Origin of the sequence: Pseudoalteromonas sp. A601, assembly GCF_002165575.1 — a bacterium.
Lineage (GTDB): Bacteria > Pseudomonadota > Gammaproteobacteria > Enterobacterales > Alteromonadaceae > Pseudoalteromonas.
Genome location: NZ_MXQF01000021.1, coordinates 1 through 24787 on the forward strand (window position 1 = coordinate 1; position 24787 = coordinate 24787).

The following is a 24787-nucleotide window of genomic DNA, read 5'->3' on the forward strand; positions in this document are numbered from 1 at the left end:
TATTTTGAGTTGGTTTGGGTATATCTTATACCCAAACTTTACTTTAGTTTTTTTTATTGAGCAGTAAAGTGTAGCTATTACAGATCGATTGCTATAATTCGATCCCGATTGAACAAATTGCACCCAAGGGACCACTATGTCTACAATTTTTGAAGATAATTCACTCAGCATTGGTAATACACCACTGGTAAAACTTAATCGAGTTACATCTGGTAATGTATTCGCTAAAATTGAATCTCGTAACCCAAGCTTCAGTGTTAAATGCCGCATTGGTGCATCAATGATTTGGGAAGCCGAAAAGTCTGGGCAATTAACGCAAGATAAAGAACTAATTGAGCCGACCTCAGGTAACACAGGTATAGCACTAGCGTTTGTTGCAGCTTCTCGCGGTTATAAGCTTACACTTACTATGCCTAATACAATGAGCTTAGAACGTCGTAAACTATTAAAAGCTCTAGGCGCTAATTTAGTACTTACCGAGGGTGCTAAAGGTATGAATGGCGCAATCGAAAAAGCAAAAGAGATCCAAGCAAGCGATCCAACTAAATTCATTCTGTTACAACAATTTGAAAACCCTGCGAACCCTAAAATTCACTTTGAAACAACAGGCCCTGAAATTTTCAATGCAACTGACGGTAAAGTAGATTTCTTCGTAGCGGGTGTAGGTACTGGCGGTACAATTACTGGTGTAAGCCGCTACCTAAAGCTTGAAAAAGGCTTAGATGTAAAATCAATTGCGGTAGAACCTACAAACTCTCCTGTTATTAGCCAAACATTAGCTGGGGAGGACGTAACGCCAGGGCCTCATAAAATCCAAGGTATCGGCGCTGGCTTTATTCCTGGCAACTTAGATTTAGATGTTATCGATGCCGCTGAGCAAGTTTCTAACGAAGATGCTATTGCTATGGCGCACCAGTTAATGAAAGATGAAGGTATTTTAGTCGGCATTTCATCTGGTGCTGCAGTGGTTGCAGCAAAACGCATTGCTGAACTACCTGAAAACGCAGACAAAAATATTGTAGTTATTTTACCAAGTGCAACTGAACGCTACTTATCTAGCCCATTATTTGCTGAAGAGTTCTCAGAGCAAGAACTAGTACAGTAGTAACAACTGTACATTTAAAAGGATGCTAATTAGCATCCTTTTTTATTATTTATAGCCAAATAAACAACTATTATATGTGATTAACTTTACATATTCCTCGTTTAGTCTCACACTAAATCATCAATAATAATTCAACTATTGCGAATGAAATTATTTCTAACTATTTGCACATTTTTTTGTGCGCTCATGCTGCAAGGCTGTGGCGATGATGGCATCCCTTCTGGTGAAAACAATACTCCTGGCGAAAGTGCTGCGCTTTACTTTGACACGCTTTATAATGCTAAAGACCTCAGTAAAGCGATGACAATGGCGACACCAAAGCTTGCACGTATTATGAAATCATACGGTACCGCAAAGCAATTTGCGCGAAACTTAGTTAACATGCAGTACGATGAAGTTGTTATCGAAGTTGATATGACTAATATGAGTCTGCGCGAGCAGTACGGGGATAAAGCCAACATTAACTTAATTTTCACTGGTTATTTTAACGGTGACAAAATAGATGATATGCGTAGCGTAAAAATGGTGCGTAAAAAAGGCAAATGGTACGTTGATAAAATAAACGCCGACCCATTTGCCAGATAAGACAAAGTTAAAATCTAAAGCCTCGCTACTGCTGAGGCTTTTTTATTTATAGCTCACCTTGTTTATAGTTATCTACTGCAATAGCTTGTTTTCTCAACTCATTTGCTTCATCGAGCCTTTGCCCTTCCTCGGCAGTAATAAGTTGTTTTTCAATTGCGTCATTAATCGCTGTTGCAATATCAGCGTTACGGTTCAGAGTTCCTTCACGTTGCCATTTTTTTAATCGCTTAAATGCATTCGCCGTGTCATGCATAGCAATAAAGGCGTTTTCCATTACCCCAGTGCCAGCATTATCGTCGATATAACATAAATGAGTTAAACGGTTCCTAAATACGCCCGGCTGCGTCATGTGTTCACACACTGTTTGTGCAATATCATCACTAGGTCGGTGATAATGATTCCCCAGTGGAAAAACAATGCGTTTTAATAAGAAGTTAACCACTGGGTTTGAGAAGTTTTTAAAGAAACCATCAAACGCTTGGCCAATTTCAAACAGAGAGCGCTCTACAGAATATTGCACAAATGCTAAATCAGCTTGCTGACGACCCTCGTCTTCAAAGCGCTTTAATACCGTTGATGCAAGATAAAGATGACTCAGTACATCACCTAAACGAGCAGAAATCATCTCTTTACGTTTAAGCTCACCGCCTAAAATAAGCATGGCTACATCTGTACAAAACGCTAAACCTCGGCTCATTCTACCAAGCTGTTTATAATAATTAGCGGTTGCACCACAAACAGGCGATTTTGCAAAGAAGCTACGCGTTAAGCCATGAATAAACGCCATCCCAGCATTAGTAGCGGCAAAAAGAATATGCTGTAGCAATAATGCATCAAACTCTTTTAATGCAACATCTTCGTCTTCCATTGCCGCGGCTTCCATTTCTTTAAGCACAAATGGATGGCATCGTGTAGCCCCTTGACCAAAAATCATCAAGTTGCGAGTTAGAATATTGGCTCCTTCCACAGTAATGGAAACAGGAATTCCCATATAACCATGAGCTAAGTAGTTATTAGGGCCAACTTGAATCCCTTTACCAGAGTGGATATCCATGGCATCGTTCATAACGGTACGGCCCATTTCGGTCATATGGTATTTAGCAATAGCCGTAACCACTGACGGGCTTAATTTAAGATCAATTGCGCCTGCAGTCATTAACCTACAAGCTTCTAAGCTATAAGTTAATCCACCTATCCGCGCTAGGGCTTCTTGAACCCCCTCAAATTGGCCAATTGATAAACCGAATTGTTGACGCACCATGGTATATGCTGACGTCATACGCGCGCATAAATGCCCAGTCGCACTGCTTAGTGCTGGCAATGAAATTCCTCGGCCAGCACTCAAACACTCAACCAACATACGCCAACCACGGCCTGCGCCTTGTTGCCCACCGATAATCCAATCTAATGGAATAAACACATCTTTGCCGTATGTCGTGCCGTTCATAAATGCCATATTAAGTGGAAAATGACGTTCGCCTGTTTCAACACCTGGATGGTCAGTTGGGATCAACGCACAGGTAATACCCAGCTCTTTGTGCTTGCCTAATAAACCATCAGGGTCATACATTTTAAAAGCAAGACCAAGTACTGTTGCCACAGGCGCTAATGTTATATAACGCTTTGACCAATTTAGACGTAAGCCAACGACTTCTTCACCATTAAAATTACCTTTACAGACCACGCCTGAATCAGGAATGCTGCCGGCATCAGAGCCCGCTTCAGGGCCTGTAAGCGCGAAACACGGGACGTCTTCGCCAGTCGCAAGCGTTGGTAGCCACCGTTGTTGCTGTTCTTTGGTACCGTAATGCAGTAAAAGCTCACCCGGACCTAAACTATTAGGTACCATAACAGTGACCGCCGCCGTTAAGCTTTTGGTCGCAATTTTTGCCACTATCGTAGAGTTTGCTATTGCACTGAACTGACGACCGCCAAATTCTTCTGGAATAATAAGTGCAAAAAAGCCCTTTACCTTTAAGTAATCCCATACTTCTTTTGGCAGGTCTTTGTCTTTTTGCACTATTTGATAGTCATCTAGCATCGCAAGCAATGTTTCAACTTCGCTATCTAAAAACGCTCGCTCTTTTTCACTGAGCTCTGGTTTAGGGTAGCTATGTAACATCTGCCAATCAGGGTTACCACTAAATAGCTCTCCATCCCACCAAACATCCCCCGCTTCCATCGCTTCACGCTCGGTTTGCGATAATGGAGGAAGGACTTTTTTGAAAAACTTAAATGCAGGGCGACTAATTAAGCTAATGCGAATATCTTTTACCGCAAAAATAACTATCACCACGACCAGTAATAATATGAACACTGACATGGAAACTATCCTTTTAATTAATGAAAATGACTAGCTTCAATTATGACCGATCCTTTTATAAATACAATGTCACTGTCGACATCGCCTGACTTTCACCAACTCACTTGATAAATTTTGCCTAAGTGACAGACGCTGCTATTATCCTACCCGACAAATAACAAATATAAGGGTCACAACATGACTACTCCACAGTTTAAGCTCAGTTTAAGCGCCTTAATGGTGGCAAGTACCTTAGCACTATCTGGCTGCAACCAAGAAACAGCAAAAAACAATACAACGGCTGTAACACCACCCCCTGTAAACGCAAAAGATGCCCATGCATTTATTGATAAAACCGAACAAGAACTCAATGCGCTTTATTTAGAATCAAGCCGTGCTGAATGGATTTACGCAAACTTTATCACCCATGATACAGCTGCATTATCAGCTGAAGTAAACCGCAAAATGACCGAAGCTGTCGTTCGCCTTGCTAATGAAGCTGCAAAGTTTGACGAATTAGAACTTGATTACGATGCGCGCCGCAAACTAAATAAACTAAAACTGGCATTAACGTTACCTGCACCTCAAGACGCAGAAAAAACAGCAAAACTTTCGCAACTCATTGCTGAGCTAGGCGGTTTATATGGCAAAGGTAAATACTGTAAAGATGACGGCAGCTGCTTAAGCTTAGGTGATATGACGGCAAAAATGGCAAGCAGCCGTGATTACAATGAACTGCTTGATTTATGGCAAGGCTGGCGTCAAGTTTCAAAACCGATGCGCCCACTGTATGAACAACAAGTTGCACTGACAAATGAAGGTGCAAAAGAGCTTGGTTACGCAGACACTGGTGCCATGTGGCGCAGTAAATATGATATGCCTGCGGATGATTTTGCCACCGAGCTTGACCGTATTTGGGGTCAGGTAAAACCGCTTTATGACTCATTACACTGTCATGTTCGCGCGAAACTTGGCGAAAAATACGGTGAAGATAAAGTACCACAAGATCAACCAATTCCAGCCCACCTTTTAGGTAACATGTGGGCGCAAACATGGGGCAATATTTATGATGTTGTTGCACCTGAAAACGCCGATCCAGGTTATGATGTGACCGCTTTACTCGCCGAACATAATTACGATGAACTAAAAATGGTGCGTGGCGCTGAAACGTTCTTTACATCAATGGGCTTCGATCCCCTGCCAGAAACATTCTACGAGCGTTCATTGTTTACAAAGCCACAAGATCGCGACGTACAATGCCATGCCTCAGCATGGAATATTGATAGTAAAGACGACCTGCGTATAAAAATGTGTATACAACGCACTGGCGAAGAGTTTTCGGTAATTCACCATGAACTTGGCCACAACTTTTACCAGCGTGCGTACAATACTCAACCGCTTTATTATCAAGAAAGTGCTAATGATGGATTTCACGAAGCCATCGGTGACACTATAGCCTTATCAGTGACTCCTGGTTACCTAAAAGAAATTGGTTTATTAGAGCAAGTTCCAGACGAATCTAAAGACATTGGATTACTAATGAAAATGGCACTCGATAAAGTTGCCTTTATTCCATTTGGCTTGTTAGTAGATCAATGGCGTTGGAAAGTATTCTCTGGTGAAGTAACGCCTGAGGACTATAACCAAGCTTGGTGGGATTTACGTCAAAAGTATCAAGGCGTTCAAGCGCCAATAGCCCGTACAGAAGCTGACTTTGATCCAGGTGCTAAATACCATGTTCCAGGTAATACACCTTATACCCGTTACTTCTTAGCCCATATCTTACAATTTGATTTCCACCGTAGCCTATGTGAAATAGCAGGAAACAAAGAAGCGATTCACCGCTGCTCTGTATATAATTCAAAAGAAGCCGGTGAAAAGCTTAACGCGATGCTAGAAATGGGCTCAAGCCGTCCATGGCAAGAAGCACTTGCTACGGTAACCGGTAAACCTGAAATGGATGCGACGGCGCTACTGGATTATTTTGCGCCATTACAAAAATACTTAGATGAACAAAACCAAGGCCGCCAATGTGGCTGGTAAGCTAAGTTTTTAATAGTAAAGTCACTAAGCCCGTGCCCTACGGGCTTAGTTTTTTATATAGCCACTCTTTTCTGCGCACAGACATTTCAGCATAAATATTCGTATTCACCTTCATCATTCAACATCGTATATAACCTTACACAGTTAATTGGCATGACAAAAAATAAAAACAGAAAATCTCAACTCTTATTTTTATTTTATTAATTGGTATGGTTGATTTAATTAATTGGTCTGTTATATTTTGTTAATTGGTTTTAGCATACGTAAAATTAAAGAGATATAAATGAAAAATAATCGACTTAAGCAATGTGTTTTTTACGGCACGGTGATACCTCTTTCTCTTTCAATGCTAGCAGCATGTAGCAGCAATGGCAGTAGCCAACCTAAGAATACAGGTAACAGCGCTAACTTAGTTCCTGCCGATAAATTTGATTTAAGTCAATGGAAGATAACCTTACCAATGGATCAAGACAGTAATGGTAAAATAGACGAGATAGATGTAGAAGAAATTCAAACCTACGCTCACCCTGATTACTTTTACTTAGATGAACAAGGCGGCATGGTATTTACCAGCCCGAATAAAGCGATCACCACAGCGACATCAAGTAATACCCGTAGCGAGTTACGTCAGATGATCCGTGGCACAAACATTAAGATTAAAACTAAGAACTCACGAAATAATTTTGCTCTTGCAGCACACCCTTTATCAGAAAGATTTGGCTCTGTCGGTGGCAAAATGGAAGCAACGTTAAAAGTTGACCATGTTGCTGTTCGTGCAGGCCATGCTGATAAACCACCTGCTTACAGTGTAGTTGTAGGACAAATACATGCAGGAAAAGATAAAGCTTTAATTGAAAAAGATTTTGGTTTCGGTTGGGGTAATGAGCCAATTAAAATTTATTACAAAAAATGGCCAAACCACGAAACAGGATCTGTATTTTGGAACTATGAACGTAACTTACCAAAAGATGATCCGAATCGTACAGATATCACCTACCCAGTTTGGGGTAATACCTGGGAGAACTCTGATGCGCCTGGTTCTGCTGGAATAGCACTAGGTGAGGAGTTTAGCTACGAGATAAATGTATATCAAAGCACGATGCACCTAACTTTTACAGCACCAGGAAAACCAACTGTAGAGTATTCAATTGACTTATCAAATAATGTTGATGCTAACGGTAAAGTTGATAAATATGATCACCCATTAGGTTATTTAGCCGATTGGCATTACTTTAAAGCAGGCGCCTATAACCAGTGTAGTACCAAAGATTCACCAGGCGGTTGGTACACTGCTTGCCCTGGTACCGGTGATTGGAAAACCGATAAAGCAAATGGTGACTATACACAAGTTACATTTTCTAAACTCGTTTTAAGTGAAGCTACACCTGTAAACTAAGATTAAAAATAATTCCCCTGAACAATAAAGCCTGTATTTTTACAGGCTTTTATCATTTTAGCTCGACTTACATTACAAAGAACACTGAGGGTTTTTACCTGAGCTATTTGCTACCTTTTGCTCTGAGAGTGCTTCTGACATGTTCGCCTGTAATTCTTTTATTCGATTTCCCGGCGCTGGGTGAGTCGACATAAACTCAGGTGTTTCACCACTTCCCGCTTGACTCATATTTTGCCAAAGTGTGACTGACTCTTGTGGATTAAAGCCCGCTTTAGCCATTAAATCCAAACCAATAATATCGGCTTCTGATTCATGTGAGCGGCTAAATGGCAAAATAACGCCATATTGAGCGCCAAGTCCTAAACCTTGCATTATTTCATTGCGATATTGCACGTTTCCCATATCAAGCGCGGCACTGCCCACTTGCATGCCAGTTTGTAAAATTGAACTTTGTGATACTCGCTCGTTAGAATGCTCTGCAATGACATGGCCTACTTCATGACCTATCACCGTTGCTAATTGATCTTGGTTTTTAGCGACTTGAAGCAAGCCTGTATGAACACCAATATAGCCACCCGGTAAAGCAAACGCGTTTGCAGAGTCTTCTTCAAACACTACAACTTCCCATTTTTGAGACGCGTATTGCTGTGGTAGGACAGCAATTACATCTTCAGCAATACATTTAACGTAAGCATTAACTGATGGATCATTATTAATCTTTTGATTTTTCTTCATATCAGCAAAACTTTGCTGACCCATTTGGCTCATTTCTTGATCAGAATAAAGCGCAAGCTGAGTGCGACCCGTTGGTGATGTTTTACAGCCTGCTAATACAGCCGTAGCAAGTACCGCTAAAACTAACTTTTTCATTGTATTCCCTCAAGCATATTCAGTAACTTAGACACTAATAACAATATAGCAAAACATGCCTTAATTTAATATTACTACGGCACTTCTATTTACTTAATTTTAATAATGATTACTTAGCACGCAAACTAAGTTCCGTGTTCTAATATTGACTGCTACAATAGCGGCTCTTTTCATTTCTCGAGTGGATCATGCACATTCAAGACTCTTTTAGTAAGCGTATTTTACTCCCCCTGCTCGCCAGTATTGTTGCAATAACACCATTGGCAATAGATATGTACTTACCTGCTATGTTGGTCATTGCGAATGACTTAAATACGACTATGCCTAATGTACAAATATCGCTTAGTCTTTATTTAGCGGGTTATGCTTTAGGCATGCTCTTTTTTGGCCCGATTGCCGACCAACTTGGCCGACGTGTGTTAGCTAAAACAGGATTGGCTCTATTTGGTATAAGCTCCCTCGCTCTGGCTTTTTGTAGCGATATACACATATTTTGGGGTCTTCGCGTTGTGCAAGCCTTTACTGGAGCAGCTGCAACGGTTGTAGTGCCTGGAGTTATTCGCCATATTTATCAAAAAGACACGGCAAAAGGTATGTCATATGTATCGATGATAATGATGGTCGCGCCACTTATAGCTCCGACGGTCGGCTCTATGATTTTAGGCTTTTCACAATGGCAAACTATTTTTATTGTACTGGCAAGTTATAGCTTTGTTATCTTAGCACTGGCACAAATACACTTAATTGATATACCAATTTTCAAAAGCCCACTCAAAGGTTTTGCGCTCTTTTTTGATAGCTACAAAACCGTATTTAGCAATAAAGATGCCCGAGCAGACATAGCCAGTTCGATGTTTGTCTCATTTGGCTTTTTTTGTTTTTTAACTGCAGTTCCGTTTGTGTACCTCGACTACTTTAAAGTCTCAGAACAGTTGTTTGGTTTACTGTTTGCTTTTAATGTAATGGCCTTAATGTTTGGTAACTTTTTAAATACCCGGTTGGTACCACGTATTGGCTCACGAAAAATGCTCTATTACGGTTTATTTATAGGCTTTATTGCTGGTAGCTCACTACTTAGCTTTAGTATTTTACACTTATCATTGTATTTTATTGTTGCGGCTATTGCGCCATTAATGATGAGTTTAGGTGTCATCGCAAGCAATGCTGATGCACTCATTTTAATGAAATTTGAAGAAAAATCAGGCACTGCTACAGCGGTGATTGGCACCTTACGCTTTGGTAGCGGCGCATTAGTTGGACCAATCTTAGCGCTTATGCACGCGCAAAGTGCCGTCCCTTTTTCGAGCCTAATGTTTAGTGCTTTAATACTTACTTTAATTGCCCAGTTGTGGCACCGAGCGAGAGATAAAAAAAATGCCTCATAATAGATGAGGCATTTTTTCAAACTGTGAGTAACAAATTATTCTGCAGCTTTAGACACCATTACCATTGCTGGGCGTAATAAACGACCGTTTAATGTGTAGCCTTTTTGCATTACGGCTAGCACTGTATTTGGTGATACATCGTTGCTTGGCTGGATTGACATTGCCTGATGGAATTCAGGGTTAAACTGCTCACCTTGTGGATTTACAATTTCAACGCCAAATTTTGCAACCGCATCATTAAAGCTCTTAACCGTCATATCAATACCTTCAAGTAACGGCTTTAACGTTTCATTTTCTTTATCAGAAAACTCAATTGCACGTTCTAGGTTATCAATAACAGGTAGTAATTCGTTAGCAAATTTCTCTAGGGCAAATTTATGCGCTTTCTCTACGTCTTGTGCAGCACGACGACGAATATTTTCAACATCAGCAGCAGCGCGAACGACACCATCTTTTTGATCATTAATAGTTTGCTTTGCCGCTTCAAGCTCAGCATATAGCATAGCAATTTCAGCTTCAGGGCTTACTTCTTCAGCTTCATGGGCATCTGCAGCTTCAACCGCGGCTTCAACATCTGCTTGCATTTGATCTAATTCTTCGTTGAGTTCAACTTCTTGCTCTGGTGATTTTGTCTGCTCAGACATAATTTAAGTACTCCAATTCTTTACAATTGCGATAATTATGGGGATTGAATCAAAAGATTCAAGAGTCAGATGACTCGATTAATCTAAATTCTTGTATGATTGCTTCAATTTGCGCCGATTTAGGGCAAATAACACAAAATCGACTTTGATATTCCTGATTCTGAAAATACGGCACACTGATCACCATTAACTCATCGCAATCTGTAAATGGCAGTTGATCGGTATTAAGCACAGATACGCCATTTTTAAAAGCGAGCTTATCTTCTACAAAATTTAAGAAAGATACACCAATATTTAAACTTTGTTGGCAATCAATTTGTCGGTAAAGATAATTCTCACCAACCACAATGCTATTGTCTGAACCCAGCTTTTGGCTCAATTCTCGCGTCCACTGATTTAATGAATCATGACAATTACGCGGTGCTGTATTGGCCATCGCCTGCATCCGATACAAACCTTCCATTAAGGTTTGTTGACTAAATACCGTATTTAACCACGTAGCGAACTGATATCGCACAGTATCTGAAGCATCATTGGGTTTGTGAATACAAATATTATGACTTTGACCTGCTCTATCGAGTAATAAAATAAGCCAGTCGTTGCTATCAAAATCGAGCACTTCTACTCTAAATACATGTTGCGAGCTTACTTGCGGTAAGCCAACACAACAACACACTTGGTATTTTTGACTTAATCCATGAGCCAACTCAACCAATTGCGCCTGAGCGGGATGCCAATATTGAGCAATATTAGTTAACGGAAAAAACTCACTTAGCCAATAATCAAAGCCTGCATTAGTCGGTACGCGCCCTGCGGAGGTATGAGGTGAATATAACAGCCCGACCTTTTCAAGGCGTGACATAGCATTACGCACCGTTGCAGAGCATACAGCCATGCCTTTTTGCTTAGCAATACGGCTTGACGCCACAGGTAAACCTTCACCATTACAATAAAGACTCATTACGGCGGAAAATATTTGCTGATCTCGCGGATTTAAATTCATAGTATCTACATCTTGCTGCATATTGGGTATATCGGGGCAACGAGAAGTTATTTCAAGACTCTGAGGTTTTCAAAGCAATCATTTATGAGTTACCCTAACGATATTATAACTATTCGCGTAAACATCATGGAATCACCGTTTAAAACCATAGGCTTAATTGGCAAAGCAAATCACGATGGCGCAGCCACTACCTTACAACGCCTTTATACATTTTTAAATGCGTTAGGATTTAACGTGATTGTTGAACAGCGCACTGGGCACCAACTTGCTGATATACCAAAAGACAAACTCGTTAAACTCATAGAGCTCGGTGAACGAGCTGATTTAGCCATTGTAGTTGGCGGTGATGGAAACATGCTAGGTGCAGCGCGTGTTTTAGCGCGGTTTAATGTAGCCGTTATTGGTGTAAACCGGGGGAATTTAGGGTTTCTGACAGATTTAAACCCCGAAGGTTTTGAAGCAAGCTTAGAACAAGTACTAAGTGGCCAATATATAGAAGAAAACCGTTTTTTACTCGAAGTAGAAGTGTATCGTCATGCTGAGCTTAAAAGCGCAAATTCAGCGGTAAACGAAGCCGTACTACATGCCGATAAAGTCGCCCACATGATTGAATTTGAGGCTTTTATCAATGATGCGTTTGTGTTTTCTCAACGCTCCGACGGCTTAATCGTATCAACACCAACAGGTTCAACTGCTTATTCGCTTTCTGGTGGTGGACCAATTTTAACACCTGAACTTAACGCGATTTCATTAGTGCCGATGTTTCCACACACTCTTTCAAGCCGCCCATTAGTGGTTGATGCTGATAACGAAGTGCGACTAAAGCTGAGCTTAGAAAATACCGATAGCCTGCAAGTAAGTTGCGACAGCCATGTGGTTTTAGCTGTACTCCCAGGCGATGAAGTAGTCATTAAAAAGGCGGATAAAAAACTGAGATTAATTCATCCTAAAGACTACTCTTATTATCACGTTTTACGAACTAAGCTTAATTGGGGTAGTCGTTTGTATTAATCTTATTGCACTTACCCATACTTTAGAGCAAAATATCAAAAAATAGTATAAATACCTTAAATGGGAAATAAAGCCGATATGACGTACGTTGTATTTTTAGCTTTGCTGTTATTAATTACATTATTAGGTACCTACCTTGTTATTGAAAACAATCGCCGCAAAGCACGCGAAGCCGAAAAACGACTGTTTAACAGTAGAGTGGCCGAAGTTACCACTCACTTAAAATCAAAGCTAAACGAGTTTTGCGCAGCAAAAATTATAAAACCAAAATATATAGCCCGCATTCAGGTGATTGCCAGTAACTTTTTTGTTGTGCAACCACACACAGATGAAAACTTACTATACCTAGAGCGCATTGTTGATTCACTCATAAACACGGTTAATAGTGAACTGGCAAAAACCTACGTGACCGGTGAGCGTGGTCAGTTATCAGAACAACTGTCGTTATTTGTGGCCGAGTTGCCGTATGGCGGTATTGAGTACAACCGTACGTTTTATTATGAAATACTCCCTTCTCTTATAAAAACCTTGGAGTCAGCAGAGCTTAGCGGCAATGGCGATGACTACATAACAACAACGGATAATAACAACGACTCAACAGAACAAAATAACAACATACATAGTAATATTGCATAACTGGGTTGGGTGAGCAATTCACCCACACTAATGATTTAAAAGTTTTCTATATTACTCAACTACCTATTACAGTTTCTCCTGCCACATTTAGCCCTTCCACTGTTCATTGCCCTTTCTACTATGTGTATAAAATTTGAATTAATTTAAAAATTTAATTTGCAAAAACCCAAAACACTGTATAAATTAACAGTTAATTAGCTGGATGGATAAACAGTATGTTAATTGGATTAGAAATAAAAAACTTCGCAATTGTAAGCAACCTCAGCACTGAATGGCACAGTGGCATGACAGCAATAACCGGTGAAACCGGTGCCGGTAAATCGATTGCTATCGATGCCCTATCTTTATGCCTAGGAGAACGTGCAGAGGCCTCAGCCGTTCGCCCTGGTACAGAGCGGGCAGAAATCTGCGCTCAATTTGATATCACCGCATTACCTAATGCAGTGCAATTTCTAGAGCAACATTTACTTTCCAATGACGACAATGAATGCTTGCTACGCCGCGTTATTTGTAAAAATGGCCGTAGTAAAAGTTATATTAATGGCAGCCCTGTCACGGCAGCTCAATTAAAAGAGCTTGGCCAACACCTTATTTCAATTCATGGTCAACATGCTCATCAGCACCTGTTAAAAGCGGATCATCAACTGCATTTGCTAGACGCTTATGCTGGGCATATTGAACTTGTTGATGCTGTGCGAAGTAAATATCGACATTATCAAAGTTTACAAAAAGAGTTCACTGCGCTTGAACAAGCCCAGCAACAGCAAGCTGCGCAAAAACAATTATTAGAATATCAAGTCGCTGAATTAGACGAATTTTCCCTGCAACAAGGTGAATTCACCGCTATTGAAGCAGAGCACCATAAGTTAAGCCACAGTCAAACAATTCTTGAATCTTGCCAGCGTGAGCTACAACACTTATATGAAAGTGATGAGCAAAACGCATGCTCTATTTTACAACACAGCGCCCAACGCTTTGCAGAGCTTGCCCACTATGATGCTAGCTTAACAAGTGTTGCTACCTTATTAGAAGAGGCGGCTGTTCAAGTAGAAGAAGCAAGCCGCGAAATCAGAAACTACGCCGAGCAAACGGAGCTTGACCCTAACCGCTTAGTTGAGGTTGAAGAGCGTTTAAGTGGCGCCATGGATCTTGCTCGCAAACATCATATTAAACCAGAAGAGCTGGTTGATTTTCACCAATCAATTAGCCAAGAGCTTGACTCAATAAGCCACAACTCTGACAGGCTCGAGCAGCTAGCACAAGAAATTGAAGACGCACTTAGTACATATCAATATGCCGCTGATGAATTAAGTGAAAGCCGCTTGCAAGCTGCAATGACATTAAACACCTTGATAAGCGCTAGTATGGCAAACTTATCTATGGAGAATGGCCAATTTGAAATAGCCCTAAAAAAAGAGCCAGAGCGTGCGCCTAATAGCCTTGGTTTTGACTCTATTGCATTTTTAGTATCAACCAACCCAGGGCAACCGCTACAGCCTTTATCTAAAGTAGCATCGGGTGGTGAGTTATCGAGAATTAGCTTAGCGATACAGGTTATTATTGCGCAAAAAGTGACAACACCGACCCTGATTTTTGATGAGGTAGATGTGGGTATTTCTGGCCCAACGGCCTCAGCGGTAGGAAAATTATTACGTCAACTGGGTAAATCAACCCAAGTTATTTGCGTTACTCACTTACCGCAAGTGGCAAGTTCAGGGCATCAACAATTTTTTGTTGCCAAAGAAATCGCCGATGGCGAAACGTTTACCCATATGCAGAGTTTAAATAAAAATGGTCGTATTGATGAAATTGCCCGCTTGCTCGCCGGCGATAACATTAGCAAAATGGCCCGGGCAAACGCTAAAGAGCTTATTTCTGCCCACGGTTAAGCTCAGTACTTTGTTTAATAACTCATAATGAATAGACGAAAATGATAAATAACACCACACTCAAAACTAGCGCGATCACGTTTGCCTTCGTGCTTTTAACCGGCTGTAAAGACTATATTCAACAATCAAGCGCGCTCACGGCCATAAATTGGCAACCATTTATAACGCTGTCATTTATTTGTATTTTGCTCACTCCAATCCTGAGTTTACTGCTCTTTGGTTTTAGCTTTTTTAAACATTTAAAGTTTAAAGCCAATCTGCAACGCTTTTTACATGGCTCGTTAGTGTTAATGTTAGCGCTTGCATGGTTAATCGAGCTAAACACCACTAACAGTGCACAGAGCCGCTTTAATTTAGTGAGCACCTTAATTGCATTAACAGTGCAAATGAGCGTGGTGTTATTTGCTTTTATCGCGTTAAACAAACAACAAAAGCTGCATAATCGAGCAAAGAATTTTTTGTAATCTTTTATGTACAGGTAAAGAAATGCACATTTAATTTACAAAATTGACACATATTAAAACGCCGCTTACACTCAATAAAAATTAAAATCACGGAGTGAATGATGAACGCAACTCTTGCAAAAGTAACCCAACTAAAAACAAGTTACGCAACAATACAATTAGGCGCTGCAAAAGCTGATGGACGTTTAACGTTAACTGAGCATTTACTCCACTTTGAAGCCCTTAATAAACAGTTAAACTTAGGTAGTTACGCCATTAAACGCGACACCATAGCACGCGTTGAAAGATGCACAGCAAAAGCCGCTGGCATAATCCCCATCGGCAACACAGGTATTAAAATCACCACCACAGATAAACATTGTCTAGAGTTCATCATCGCAGAGCCCGATGCCTGGCTACAAAGCTTGCAAGCTAGTCATTGAAAAAAGGTTAGAGATACGAGGGGCTAGGTTAAAGGTGCTAGGCAATAGGTTCTAGGCGCTAGGAAAAAACAGAATAATTCTGCGTTAAATTTATCACCGTAGGTTGGGTTGAGTGCAACGAAACCCAACAATCAATATTAAAATTATAGTTGCGGCTTAAGCCGTGAAGCAAACGCTCTTCCACTCGCTTGGACACAAATGATTTAGAGCTTAGGGGTGGCTTGGTTCCATAATCAAACATCCAGAGATAACTCGTTTCTGCCCCATTGTGGGTTAGAGGCGATAAGCCGCACAGATAAGAAACAAGCCAGTTGACCTACTTTTACTAATCGATAAATGACAATGACTGAAAGTTTGTAATGTGGTAACCATATCAATGCTCATTTTACAATTTCTCGTACTCGTTTATTCAGTATTCCTCTGGTAGAGTAGTTATAAATCAATAGCTTTACTTAAGTAAGCTTAAGTAATAGGTTTGTTAAATCTGCCTGTGCGTTTTTGCCAAATATATGCGCAACCCATAAATACTAAGTTGCTAGCACTCTTCATCACATATCGAGGTAGTATGCGTAAAGAAATTCCTGCACCAATTATTGCTGTCTTATCTAATAATTTATGCGACATAGAGTCACATGCTGGATTAGATAATCTTTTTTTGTATGCTGATGCCCCAGTAGAACCACCCGAGGGTTCTAAGCCTGTTAAAACACAAGCATGGTTACGGCGCATAAACAAAGAATCAGATTTCCCTTTAAAAGTTCTAGGGAAACTTATTGAAACATACATGGAACTGCCTGATGAGTTAGAACAAAATAACTATCAGTGGGGTGTAAACGTTTCAGAGCAGAAGAAAGAATTTAAAGTTAAATTAAACGCCATATTAGAGCGCTGTAATTTAACTTACATCACTGGCGGCGTAATATCAGACGGCAGTTCAGCGCCGAGTAAATCATTATCTGAACTAATTAAAGGGCGCGATATTCCTTCAATTGAAGCTGAATTTAACCGAGCATTAGAGAATGTAAATTCAGAGCCTAGAGAGGCTGTTTCAGCTGCATGTAATATATTAGAGTCGATTTTTAAGGTGTATATTGCAGATGAAAAATTACCATTTCCACAAAAACAAGATCTTCAAGGTGTCTGGAAAGTAGTAAGGGATGATTTAGGCTTCGATACTAAACTTGTACAAGATGATGATCTAAAAAAGATAATATCAGGAATGCTATCAATCGTAGGCGGTATTGGCGCATTTAGAACTCATGCGAGCTCTGCACATGGTGAAGGACGAAAGGTATATAATTTGAAGCCACGCCACGCAAGGCTTGCTATTCATTCAGCGCATACTTTAGCACTTTTTGTACTTGAAACATGGGATGAGAAATCCTCAAACAAAGTGCTAACTAGAACCTAAACCTGACGGCTTAAACTATAGTGCTTTTAGCAAAAGATACGCAAAATTCTGCTTTAGCACGCCGCTGGTTAGGTTGACGTTATCACATACCTGATTGTCATACTTTTCCTAATGGCAATCATTACTCAAAGAACTTTTACTCTAGCGAGCTTATGTCCAAAAGTGAGTTTGACCGACTGTCCTGTTTCATGCTCAAACCGACCTTTAGAGTATTTATGAGCGCAGGCTGTGTGAAACGATGATCACTTGAGCTTGCCGTTCTTGTTTAAGCTTTCTGAATAGCAGGAATAATTTTTTTGGAAAGCTTCTGATCCTGTAAACTTATTCTTTTTGAGCAGCTTCAATATCCTTTATTCTAGCCATAAGCGTCATCGGGTCAAATGTGGATTCTTTGAAGCCAAATCTCGAGTAAAAATCTTTTGCTGAATCGTCGATAGCGTGAACAAGAACCCCCGCCCCGCCGACTACGTTCATAGCATAAACAGATCTTTTGACACAGTCTTTAAGAAGGCCAACACCGATGCCTTTTCCGTGATATGAGTCATTAACGGCTAATCTCGCAAGAACGATCATTGGAATTGGGTTGGGGCTGTTTCTTCTTAGGGCTGCAATCGCACCTTCTCGTTGAATAGAGCCCATAGCAATAGCGTAATAACCGATTACCTTTGTAGTGATAGAATCAGTGACTATATAAACTTTTGCGTTATTTCGTTGTTGGCTCTTGAGCGCCTTTTTTATTAACCAGTCATTTAGCTCAAGTCTGCCACAATCAAAATCTGATAAATCGTGGATTTCGCTAAGCAATTCAGGTGCAGTTATTCCCAAGGTGATTTCCTATTCAGCAACTCTACCATACCTTTATTAACCGTTGGTTCTGCGTCTAACGCTTGCTCAAATGCAGCAAAGGCTTGTTCGTCCAAAGCAAAATCTCTTTGTGAAGCTATAACTTGGTATGCTTCACAAAGCGCTGCTTGTTGAATAAATACAGAACGGTCAACCTTTAGTAAATTAGCCGCAGCATCAATGATATTACGAACAGACGGTTCTACTCGCATATTTATAGGTGCAGTTTTATTAGCCATATTAGCTCCCGTATATTAATTAGATATACAAATTGTAGTGTATCTATTGGATATACACAAAGGTTAAATTATTTTTAATCGTATAGCTCAGGTATATATGGAATAAACACTAAAACGATAGAGATTTTTTTACCCTTAATTTAAATTCCTACAAACCATTATGGGGCAGAAACGAACTTACCCGAATGACCTAATGTGGTGGTACCAAGCTGTCTGCGTTTTACCTCTGCGACTTAAATATAATCTTAAGCTCTTTGTGAATATCACTTAAATGGCTTTCCTACAATTCAGATCACTCAATAACGTAAGAGCTTGATACCGAATGAAAGGTATTTTTTCGTTGGGTTTCGTTATACTCAAGCCAACCTACGGCGCTTAATTTAACACAGCGCAAAATTATGGCTTATGACTATTATCCAACTCATAAAAAAAGCAAGCCGGTTGGCTTGCTTTTTACATTCTTAAACCTTCAAAGCATTACACTTCTAAGTAGTCCATAATGCCTTCTGCGGCGTTACGCCCTTCGAAGATAGCGGTTACAACTAAATCAGAGCCGCGAACGATATCGCCACCAGCAAAGATTTTTGGATTTGTCGTTTGATGAGTAAATTCGCCCTGCTCTGGTGCGTTAATACCGCCCCAGTGGTTAATTTCAACATCGTATTTTTCTAACCAATCCATTTTGTGTGGTTTAAAACCAAATGCCATAAGGACTTGATCTGCCTCGATAACATGCTCAGAACCAGGTACGACTTCTGCGCGGCTACGACCATTCTCATCAGGTTCACCCATTTGAGTTTTAACCATTCTGACGCCAGCAACATGGCCTTTGTCGTCAAGCTCAATACCTGTAGGTTGTACGTTAAAGGTAAATTCTACACCTTCTTCTTTGGCATTTTTAACTTCACGCTTTGAACCAGGCATATTTTCTTCATCACGGCGATAGGCACAAATTACTTTGTCAGCGCCTTGACGAATCGATGTACGAACACAGTCCATCGCTGTATCACCACCACCGAGGACCACAACTTTTTGCTTAGCCATATCGATGTAGGCTTGGTTTGTCTCGTCATAGCCCATTACACGGTTGGTATTGCCGATTAAGAACGGTAGTGCATCATGTACACCCGGTGCATCTTCGTTTTCAAGGCCTGCGCGCATACTTTGATACGTACCTACACCTAAAAATACAGCATCGTAATCAGCTAAAATATCATCCATGGTGATATCAACACCGACTTCAACATTAAGTTTAAACTCAACGCCCATTTCAGTGAATATTTCGCGGCGCTTTTGCATCACTTCTTTTTCAAGTTTGAAAGAAGGAATACCAAAGGTTAATAGCCCACCAATTTCTGGATGGCGATCAAATACCACCGGTTTCACGCCATTACGTACTAGAATATCTGCACAACCTAGTCCCGCAGGGCCTGCACCAATAATGGCTACTTTTTTATCTGTCCACGTCACATAAGACATGTCAGGTTTCCAGCCCATTTTAAATGCAGTATCGGTAATATATTTTTCAATATTACCGATAGTTACTGCACCAAACTCTTCATCTAAAGTACATGAGCCTTCACATAATCTATCTTGTGGACAAACTCGGCCACATACTTCAGGTAAACTGTTGGTACGGTGAGACAGCTCTGCTGCCTCTAATATACGGCCGGTACGAATTAACTTTAACCACTGTGGGATATAGTTATGTACTGGGCATTTCCACTCACAATATGGGTTACCACAATCAAGGCAGCGATCCGCTTGTGAGTTTACTTGAGTTTCTGAAAAGGGTTCGTAAATTTCAACAAACGATTTCTTACGTGACGAAATAGGTTTCTTACGGGGATCAACCCGTTGCACGTCTATAAATTGATATACATTCTCGCTCATACTACCCCCTTACTGTGCTTGAACACGAAGTTCTGCACTACTACGAGCGCGATGCCCGAGTAAACTTTTCACATCACTTGATTTTGGCTTAACTAACTTAAACTTAGGTAAGTAAGCTTCAAAGTTCGCTAAAATATTTTCTGCACGGCTTGAACCTGTTGACTCTAAGTGCTCTGCAATTAGGCCACGTAGATGCTCTTGGTGAGAACTGAGCTCATCCAATAACACTATTTCAACGAGCTCTGGGTTAATGCGTTTTTCAAAGTCATTTCGCTCATCTAAAATATACGCAAAACCACCTGTCATACCGGCACCAAAGTTAACGCCAACGCTGCCTAGTACACACACAACACCACCGGTCATGTATTCGCAGCCGTTATCACCTAAGCCTTCAACAACAGCTTGAACACCTGAGTTACGCACAGCAAAACGCTCACCTGCACAGCCTGCAGCAAATAATTTACCGCCTGTTGCACCGTACAAACACGTATTACCGGCAATCGTGGCTTTGTGGCTTTCAAAAGAAGAGCCTAGCGGTGGACGAATAACTAACTTACCGCCTGCCATGCCTTTGCCAACATAATCGTTCGCATCGCCGACTAACGTCATCTCAAGGCCACCAGCATTCCACACACCAAATGATTGACCAGCAGTACCGTGCAATTCAATTGATACAGGATCCGCTGCCATACCTTGGTTACCATGTTTATCGGAGATATAGCCCGATAACATTGCGCCCACAGAACGGTCGGTATTACAAATACGATTAACCAGTGAAATACCTGTGCTTTCGTCAATGGCTTGCTGTGCTTTTTCCAATAACGTTTCGTTTAGTTTACCTAAGTAATGTGACGAATTTGGCACGCTACAATAAAGCGTTTCACCCGTTGGGTTATTTGGCTGCGCAATCACAGATGATAAATCAATCTTTTGTTGCTTCGCAGTTTTGCCTTCAATCGCTTCTAGTAAATCTAAACGACCAATTAAATCAGTTAAATTGGCAACACCTAGGCTTGCCATGATTTCACGGGCTTCTTGGGCAATAAACTTAAAGTAGTTCATCGCCATTTCCGGCAGACCATGGTAATGCTTTTGACGCAGTGTATCGTCTTGTGTTGCAACACCGGTCGCACAGTTGTTTAAGTGACAAATACGTAAGTATTTACAGCCTAGTGCAACCATAGGTCCAGTACCAAAACCAAAGCTTTCAGCACCTAAAATAGCGGCTTTAATAATGTCTAAACCTGTTTTTAATCCGCCATCAGTTTGTAGACGAATACGGTGACGTAAGCCATTTTCCACCAATGCTTGTTGGGTCTCTGCAAGACCAAGCTCCCATGGGCTACCCGCATACTTCACGGACGTTAATGGACTCGCACCGGTACCACCGTCATAACCAGATATTGTTATTAAATCGGCATAGGCTTTTGCAACACCTGTTGCAATCGTACCCACACCTGGCTCTGATACGAGTTTGACCGAGATCAGAGCTTTAGGATTTACTTGTTTTAAATCAAAAATTAGCTGGGCTAAATCTTCAATTGAATAAATATCGTGATGTGGTGGAGGCGAAATAAGCGTCACACCTGGCACTGAGTAACGTAGCTTAGCGATATACGGGGTTACTTTTTCACCCGGTAATTGACCACCTTCGCCTGGTTTTGCACCTTGCGCCACTTTGATTTGAATTACATCTGCACTACGTAAGTAATGTGGTGTTACACCAAATCGGCCCGATGCAACTTGCTTAATGCGCGAGTTTTTCTCAGTGCCGTAACGTAGTTTATCTTCACCACCCTCACCTGAATTTGAGCAACCGCCTAAACGGTTCATCGCAATAGCCAGTGCTTCATGTGCTTCTGGTGACAACGCACCAATACTCATTGCCGCAGAGTCAAAGCGTTTATATAACTCAGTAGCAGGCTCAACATCATCGATGCTAATGCCTTCTGCTGGTAATTTAAGCGCTAGCATGTCACGTAATGTTGAAATTGGGCGCTTATTAACTAAATCGGCATACACGTTGTAATCTGTGTATTCACCAGAGCGCACTGCTTTTTGCAATGTTTGGATAACGTCTGGGTTATAGGCGTGATACTCACCACCGTGCACATATTTTAGTAAGCCACCGTGGCTTAATAGTTTACGCTTGCTATGTGCCAGTTTATGAAGTTTGCGTTGATCTTCATCAAAATCGCTAAAACATGCCCCTTTAATGCGACTAGCAACACCTTTAAAGCAAGTATCAACTATCGCGTCAGACAAGCCGACGGCTTCGAATAACATTGAACAACGATATGACGCAACGGTACTAATCCCCATTTTCGACATAATCTTATAAAGGCCTTTGTTTATCGCGTTACGATATGCAAGGGTCACTTCACAGTAGCTTTTGTTGATCACTTTAGAGTCGCTCATTGCAACCAGTGATTCATACGCTAGGTATGGGTAAATTGCCGTTGCACCAAAGCCAATTAAAACCGCAAACTGGTGCGCATCACGTACGCTACCGGTTTCAATAATAATGTTTGACTCACAACGTAAGTTATTATCAACAAGACGCTTTTGCACAGCACCCACCGCCATAGCAGCAGGAATTGGTAATTGATTTTCATCAAAATTGCGGTCACTAAGAAACAACATCACACAGCCACCGGCTGCTTTTTCTTGTGCTTCGTCACAAATACGTGTTACCGCATTGGCTAAACCTTCTTCCTGGCTATAAGTAATATCAATTTTACAGTAGCTGTAGTGAGCTTGGTCAGCACTAAGTAGCTGCTGCATGTCTGCATACATCAAAATAGGCGTATCAAACTGCAAGCGTTTAGCGTGGCCTGTGGTTTCGTTAAATACGTTTTGCTCACTACCTATACAGGTAGCCAAAGACATAACGTGATTTTCACGAAGTGGATCAATCGGCGGGTTGGTTACTTGCGCAAATTTTTGGCGGAAGTAATCAAACAACGAACGGTTACCCTCAGACAGTACGGCAAACGGTGTATCATCACCCATAGAACCCGTAGCTTCTTGGCCTATTTCACCCATTACACGAATAACACTGTCTAGCTCTTCATTAGTAAAGCCAAACATTTTCTGATATTTCAGTAAGGTTTCATCGTCAAATGAACGGTTACCTGCATCTTGCTCGGATAACTTTTCAAACGGTGTTAACCGTTTAACATTTTCTTCAAGCCAAGCTTTGTATGGGTGGCGTGCTTTTAAATCTTGGTCGATTTCATCAGAGTGCCAAATTTTGCCAAGTTGGGTATCAATAACAAGAAGCTCACCCGGACCTACGCGGCCTTTTTCAACCACTTCATCGGCGGTGTAATCCCAAATGCCTACTTCTGAGGCAAGTGTAATAAAGCCATCTTGCGTGATCACATAACGCGCTGGACGTAAACCGTTACGGTCTAGGTTACAGGCTGCAAAGCGACCATCAGACATAACGATACCCGCAGGGCCATCCCACGGTTCCATATGCATTGAGTTAAAGTCGTAGAATGCACGAAGATCATCATCCATGGCACGGTTTTTCTGCCATGCTGGTGGCACCAGCATGCGCATTGCACGGAATAAATCCATACCACCCGCTAAAAATAGCTCAAGCATGTTATCTAGGCTTGATGAATCCGAGCCTGTTTCGTTAACAAATGGCGCAGCTGATTGTAAATCTGGGATCAGTGGCGATGCAAATTTGTAAGAACGTGCGCGTGCCCACTGGCGGTTACCTTGAATGGTGTTAATTTCACCATTATGCGCTAAATAACGGAACGGTTGGGCAAGAGGCCAACGCGGTTGTGTATTTGTTGAAAAACGTTGGTGAAAAACACAAATCGCACTGGTCATGCGAATATCAGCTAAGTCTAGATAAAAGTTAGGTAAATCTACCGGCATCATTAAGCCTTTGTAGATAGTCACAAGCCCTGACAAGCTGGCAATATAAAACCCGTCATCTTCGCTTAAACGTTTTTCAGCACGACGACGTGCCACATATAAACGACGCTCTAAATCTTTTGGACGCCAACCTTCAGGTGCATTAATAAAAATCTGTTCGAAGTTTGGTAATTGTTTTTTGGCAATAGGCCCTAAACATGAAGCATCTGTAGGTACGACACGCCAACCTTTAATATTCAGTGTTTCTTTTTCGAGTTCTTCACTCAATATATCTTTTGCGGTTTGTGCTAATACAGGATCTGGATTTAAGAAAATCATGCCTACTGCATAATTCTTACCTAGATGCCAATTGTTCTCAGCTGCGATCGCGCGAAAAAAGCTATCTGGTTTTTGTAATAATAAACCACAGCCATCGCCTGTTTTACCATCGGCAGAGATACCACCACGGTGTTCCATACGGTCAAGACCAGTGATCGCCGTTCTTATTAAGCGATGACTAGCTTGACCATTGACCTGGGCTATTAAGCCAAAGCCACAATTATCTTTTTCTAATTTTGAGTCGTATAACATAGACCCCTCCCCTTGCTACAACAGCTAGCTATTAAAGATCTTCTCGACGGTTTGCTAGCAGACGGTCAAAACTATCGCCTATCGTATGTAGAGTCAATAAATTTTGAATACATATTCACATTCTTGAATATTTCTCACTTAAGCGCAACTTTTATATTTCATGCCATTTTTTAACATTT

At 41.0% G+C, this 24787-nt stretch carries 19 protein-coding genes; 11 read left to right on the forward strand and 8 right to left on the reverse strand.

The features are described 5' to 3' along the window. Nucleotides 1–136: 136 nt before the first annotated feature. Nucleotides 137–1105: a cysteine synthase A gene (gene cysK, locus B5G52_RS15995; RefSeq protein WP_087533652.1), complete on the forward strand. Its 969-nt coding sequence runs from the start codon at nucleotides 137–139 to the stop codon at nucleotides 1103–1105. A 144-nt stretch (nucleotides 1106–1249) separates the two neighbouring features. Then, nucleotides 1250–1690, forward strand: coding sequence for a hypothetical protein (locus B5G52_RS16000; RefSeq protein ID WP_087533653.1), 441 nt, complete (start codon nucleotides 1250–1252; stop codon nucleotides 1688–1690). A 46-nt stretch (nucleotides 1691–1736) separates the two neighbouring features. Here B5G52_RS16000 and B5G52_RS16005 read toward each other — a convergent pair whose 3' ends face one another. Further along, nucleotides 1737–4013 (reverse strand): acyl-CoA dehydrogenase, encoded by a 2277-nt coding sequence (locus B5G52_RS16005; RefSeq protein WP_087533654.1) that lies wholly within the window; start codon nucleotides 4011–4013, stop codon nucleotides 1737–1739. A gap of 177 nt (nucleotides 4014–4190) precedes the next feature. On the opposite strand from B5G52_RS16005, the gene B5G52_RS16010 reads away from it, so the two are divergent. Continuing rightward, complete coding sequence (locus B5G52_RS16010) at nucleotides 4191–6035, forward strand: M2 family metallopeptidase (protein WP_087533655.1); 1845 nt, start codon at nucleotides 4191–4193, stop codon at nucleotides 6033–6035. Between the two features lie 283 nt (nucleotides 6036–6318). After that, nucleotides 6319–7431 carry a polysaccharide lyase family 7 protein gene (locus tag B5G52_RS16015; protein ID WP_254911232.1) on the forward strand — a complete coding sequence of 371 codons (1113 nt, stop codon included), beginning with the start codon at nucleotides 6319–6321 and terminating at the stop codon, nucleotides 7429–7431. 72 nt (nucleotides 7432–7503) lie between these two features. On the opposite strand, the gene B5G52_RS16020 is transcribed toward B5G52_RS16015, so the two are convergent. Next, a complete protein-coding gene (locus tag B5G52_RS16020) occupies nucleotides 7504–8301 on the reverse strand; it encodes a M48 family metallopeptidase (RefSeq protein ID WP_087533656.1) in 798 nt (265 codons plus the stop codon). 188 nt (nucleotides 8302–8489) lie between these two features. On the opposite strand from B5G52_RS16020, the gene B5G52_RS16025 reads away from it, so the two are divergent. Next, complete coding sequence (locus B5G52_RS16025; protein WP_087533657.1) at nucleotides 8490–9686, forward strand: Bcr/CflA family efflux MFS transporter; 1197 nt, start codon at nucleotides 8490–8492, stop codon at nucleotides 9684–9686. A gap of 35 nt (nucleotides 9687–9721) precedes the next feature. On the opposite strand, the gene grpE is transcribed toward B5G52_RS16025, so the two are convergent. Both grpE and B5G52_RS16035 read right to left on the reverse strand, forming a co-directional pair. Continuing rightward, entirely contained in the window at nucleotides 9722–10330 is a 609-nt protein-coding gene (gene grpE, locus B5G52_RS16030; RefSeq protein ID WP_087533658.1) for a nucleotide exchange factor GrpE, read from the reverse strand. Between the two features lie 58 nt (nucleotides 10331–10388). Further along, nucleotides 10389–11354, reverse strand: coding sequence for an HrcA family transcriptional regulator (locus tag B5G52_RS16035; RefSeq protein WP_087533659.1), 966 nt, complete (start codon nucleotides 11352–11354; stop codon nucleotides 10389–10391). A 105-nt stretch (nucleotides 11355–11459) separates the two neighbouring features. Between B5G52_RS16035 and nadK the strand changes: the two genes are divergently transcribed. The 6 genes from nadK (at nucleotide 11460) to B5G52_RS16065 (ending at nucleotide 17166) form a co-directional block, all read left to right on the forward strand. Next, nucleotides 11460–12344 (forward strand): NAD(+) kinase, encoded by an 885-nt coding sequence (nadK, locus tag B5G52_RS16040; protein WP_087533686.1) that lies wholly within the window; start codon nucleotides 11460–11462, stop codon nucleotides 12342–12344. A 78-nt stretch (nucleotides 12345–12422) separates the two neighbouring features. After that, on the forward strand, nucleotides 12423–12980 hold the full coding sequence (locus B5G52_RS16045; protein ID WP_087533687.1) for a hypothetical protein: 558 nt from the start codon (nucleotides 12423–12425) through the stop codon (nucleotides 12978–12980). Nucleotides 12981–13195: 215 nt separating this feature from the next. Next, entirely contained in the window at nucleotides 13196–14869 is a 1674-nt protein-coding gene (gene recN, locus B5G52_RS16050; protein ID WP_087533660.1) for a DNA repair protein RecN, read from the forward strand. A 41-nt stretch (nucleotides 14870–14910) separates the two neighbouring features. Then, on the forward strand, nucleotides 14911–15333 hold the full coding sequence (locus B5G52_RS16055) for a hypothetical protein (RefSeq protein WP_087533661.1): 423 nt from the start codon (nucleotides 14911–14913) through the stop codon (nucleotides 15331–15333). A gap of 98 nt (nucleotides 15334–15431) precedes the next feature. Beyond that, nucleotides 15432–15755, forward strand: coding sequence for a hypothetical protein (locus B5G52_RS16060; protein ID WP_140394339.1), 324 nt, complete (start codon nucleotides 15432–15434; stop codon nucleotides 15753–15755). Nucleotides 15756–16320: 565 nt separating this feature from the next. Next, on the forward strand, nucleotides 16321–17166 hold the full coding sequence (locus B5G52_RS16065) for an abortive infection family protein (protein WP_087533663.1): 846 nt from the start codon (nucleotides 16321–16323) through the stop codon (nucleotides 17164–17166). 321 nt (nucleotides 17167–17487) lie between these two features. On the opposite strand, the gene B5G52_RS16070 is transcribed toward B5G52_RS16065, so the two are convergent. The 4 genes from B5G52_RS16070 to gltB all read right to left on the reverse strand — a co-directional run bounded on the left by B5G52_RS16070 (nucleotide 17488) and on the right by gltB (nucleotide 24608). After that, a complete protein-coding gene (locus B5G52_RS16070; protein WP_087533664.1) occupies nucleotides 17488–17991 on the reverse strand; it encodes a GNAT family N-acetyltransferase in 504 nt (167 codons plus the stop codon). Beyond that, nucleotides 17982–18248 (reverse strand): DUF1778 domain-containing protein, encoded by a 267-nt coding sequence (locus B5G52_RS16075; RefSeq protein WP_087533665.1) that lies wholly within the window; start codon nucleotides 18246–18248, stop codon nucleotides 17982–17984. The genes B5G52_RS16070 and B5G52_RS16075 overlap by 10 nt, the downstream gene beginning before the upstream one ends. Before the next feature lie 477 nt (nucleotides 18249–18725). Continuing rightward, complete coding sequence (locus B5G52_RS16080) at nucleotides 18726–20141, reverse strand: FAD-dependent oxidoreductase (RefSeq protein WP_087533666.1); 1416 nt, start codon at nucleotides 20139–20141, stop codon at nucleotides 18726–18728. 9 nt (nucleotides 20142–20150) lie between these two features. Continuing rightward, nucleotides 20151–24608 carry a glutamate synthase large subunit gene (gltB, locus tag B5G52_RS16085; RefSeq protein ID WP_087533667.1) on the reverse strand — a complete coding sequence of 1486 codons (4458 nt, stop codon included), beginning with the start codon at nucleotides 24606–24608 and terminating at the stop codon, nucleotides 20151–20153. Nucleotides 24609–24787 lie beyond the last annotated feature (179 nt).

Excerpts from the sequence above, each read along its gene's own strand:
- nadK (WP_087533686.1), top strand. The coding sequence starts at position 11,460 with ATGGAATCACCGTTTAAAACCATAGGCTTAATTGGCAAAGCAAATCAC.
- B5G52_RS16065 (WP_087533663.1), top strand. The coding sequence starts at position 16,321 with ATGCGTAAAGAAATTCCTGCACCAATTATTGCTGTCTTATCTAATAAT.
- B5G52_RS16060 (WP_140394339.1), top strand. The coding sequence starts at position 15,432 with ATGATGAACGCAACTCTTGCAAAAGTAACCCAACTAAAAACAAGTTAC.
- grpE (WP_087533658.1), bottom strand. The coding sequence starts at position 10,330 with ATGTCTGAGCAGACAAAATCACCAGAGCAAGAAGTTGAACTCAACGAA.
- cysK (WP_087533652.1), top strand. The coding sequence starts at position 137 with ATGTCTACAATTTTTGAAGATAATTCACTCAGCATTGGTAATACACCA.
- B5G52_RS16035 (WP_087533659.1), bottom strand. The coding sequence starts at position 11,354 with ATGCAGCAAGATGTAGATACTATGAATTTAAATCCGCGAGATCAGCAA.
- B5G52_RS16020 (WP_087533656.1), bottom strand. The coding sequence starts at position 8,301 with ATGAAAAAGTTAGTTTTAGCGGTACTTGCTACGGCTGTATTAGCAGGC.
- recN (WP_087533660.1), top strand. The coding sequence starts at position 13,196 with ATGTTAATTGGATTAGAAATAAAAAACTTCGCAATTGTAAGCAACCTC.
- B5G52_RS16075 (WP_087533665.1), bottom strand. The coding sequence starts at position 18,248 with ATGGCTAATAAAACTGCACCTATAAATATGCGAGTAGAACCGTCTGTT.
- B5G52_RS16000 (WP_087533653.1), top strand. The coding sequence starts at position 1,250 with ATGAAATTATTTCTAACTATTTGCACATTTTTTTGTGCGCTCATGCTG.
- B5G52_RS16005 (WP_087533654.1), bottom strand. The coding sequence starts at position 4,013 with ATGTCAGTGTTCATATTATTACTGGTCGTGGTGATAGTTATTTTTGCG.
- B5G52_RS16045 (WP_087533687.1), top strand. The coding sequence starts at position 12,423 with ATGACGTACGTTGTATTTTTAGCTTTGCTGTTATTAATTACATTATTA.
- B5G52_RS16055 (WP_087533661.1), top strand. The coding sequence starts at position 14,911 with ATGATAAATAACACCACACTCAAAACTAGCGCGATCACGTTTGCCTTC.
- B5G52_RS16010 (WP_087533655.1), top strand. The coding sequence starts at position 4,191 with ATGACTACTCCACAGTTTAAGCTCAGTTTAAGCGCCTTAATGGTGGCA.
- B5G52_RS16080 (WP_087533666.1), bottom strand. The coding sequence starts at position 20,141 with ATGAGCGAGAATGTATATCAATTTATAGACGTGCAACGGGTTGATCCC.
- B5G52_RS16025 (WP_087533657.1), top strand. The coding sequence starts at position 8,490 with ATGCACATTCAAGACTCTTTTAGTAAGCGTATTTTACTCCCCCTGCTC.
- gltB (WP_087533667.1), bottom strand. The coding sequence starts at position 24,608 with ATGTTATACGACTCAAAATTAGAAAAAGATAATTGTGGCTTTGGCTTA.
- B5G52_RS16015 (WP_254911232.1), top strand. The coding sequence starts at position 6,319 with ATGAAAAATAATCGACTTAAGCAATGTGTTTTTTACGGCACGGTGATA.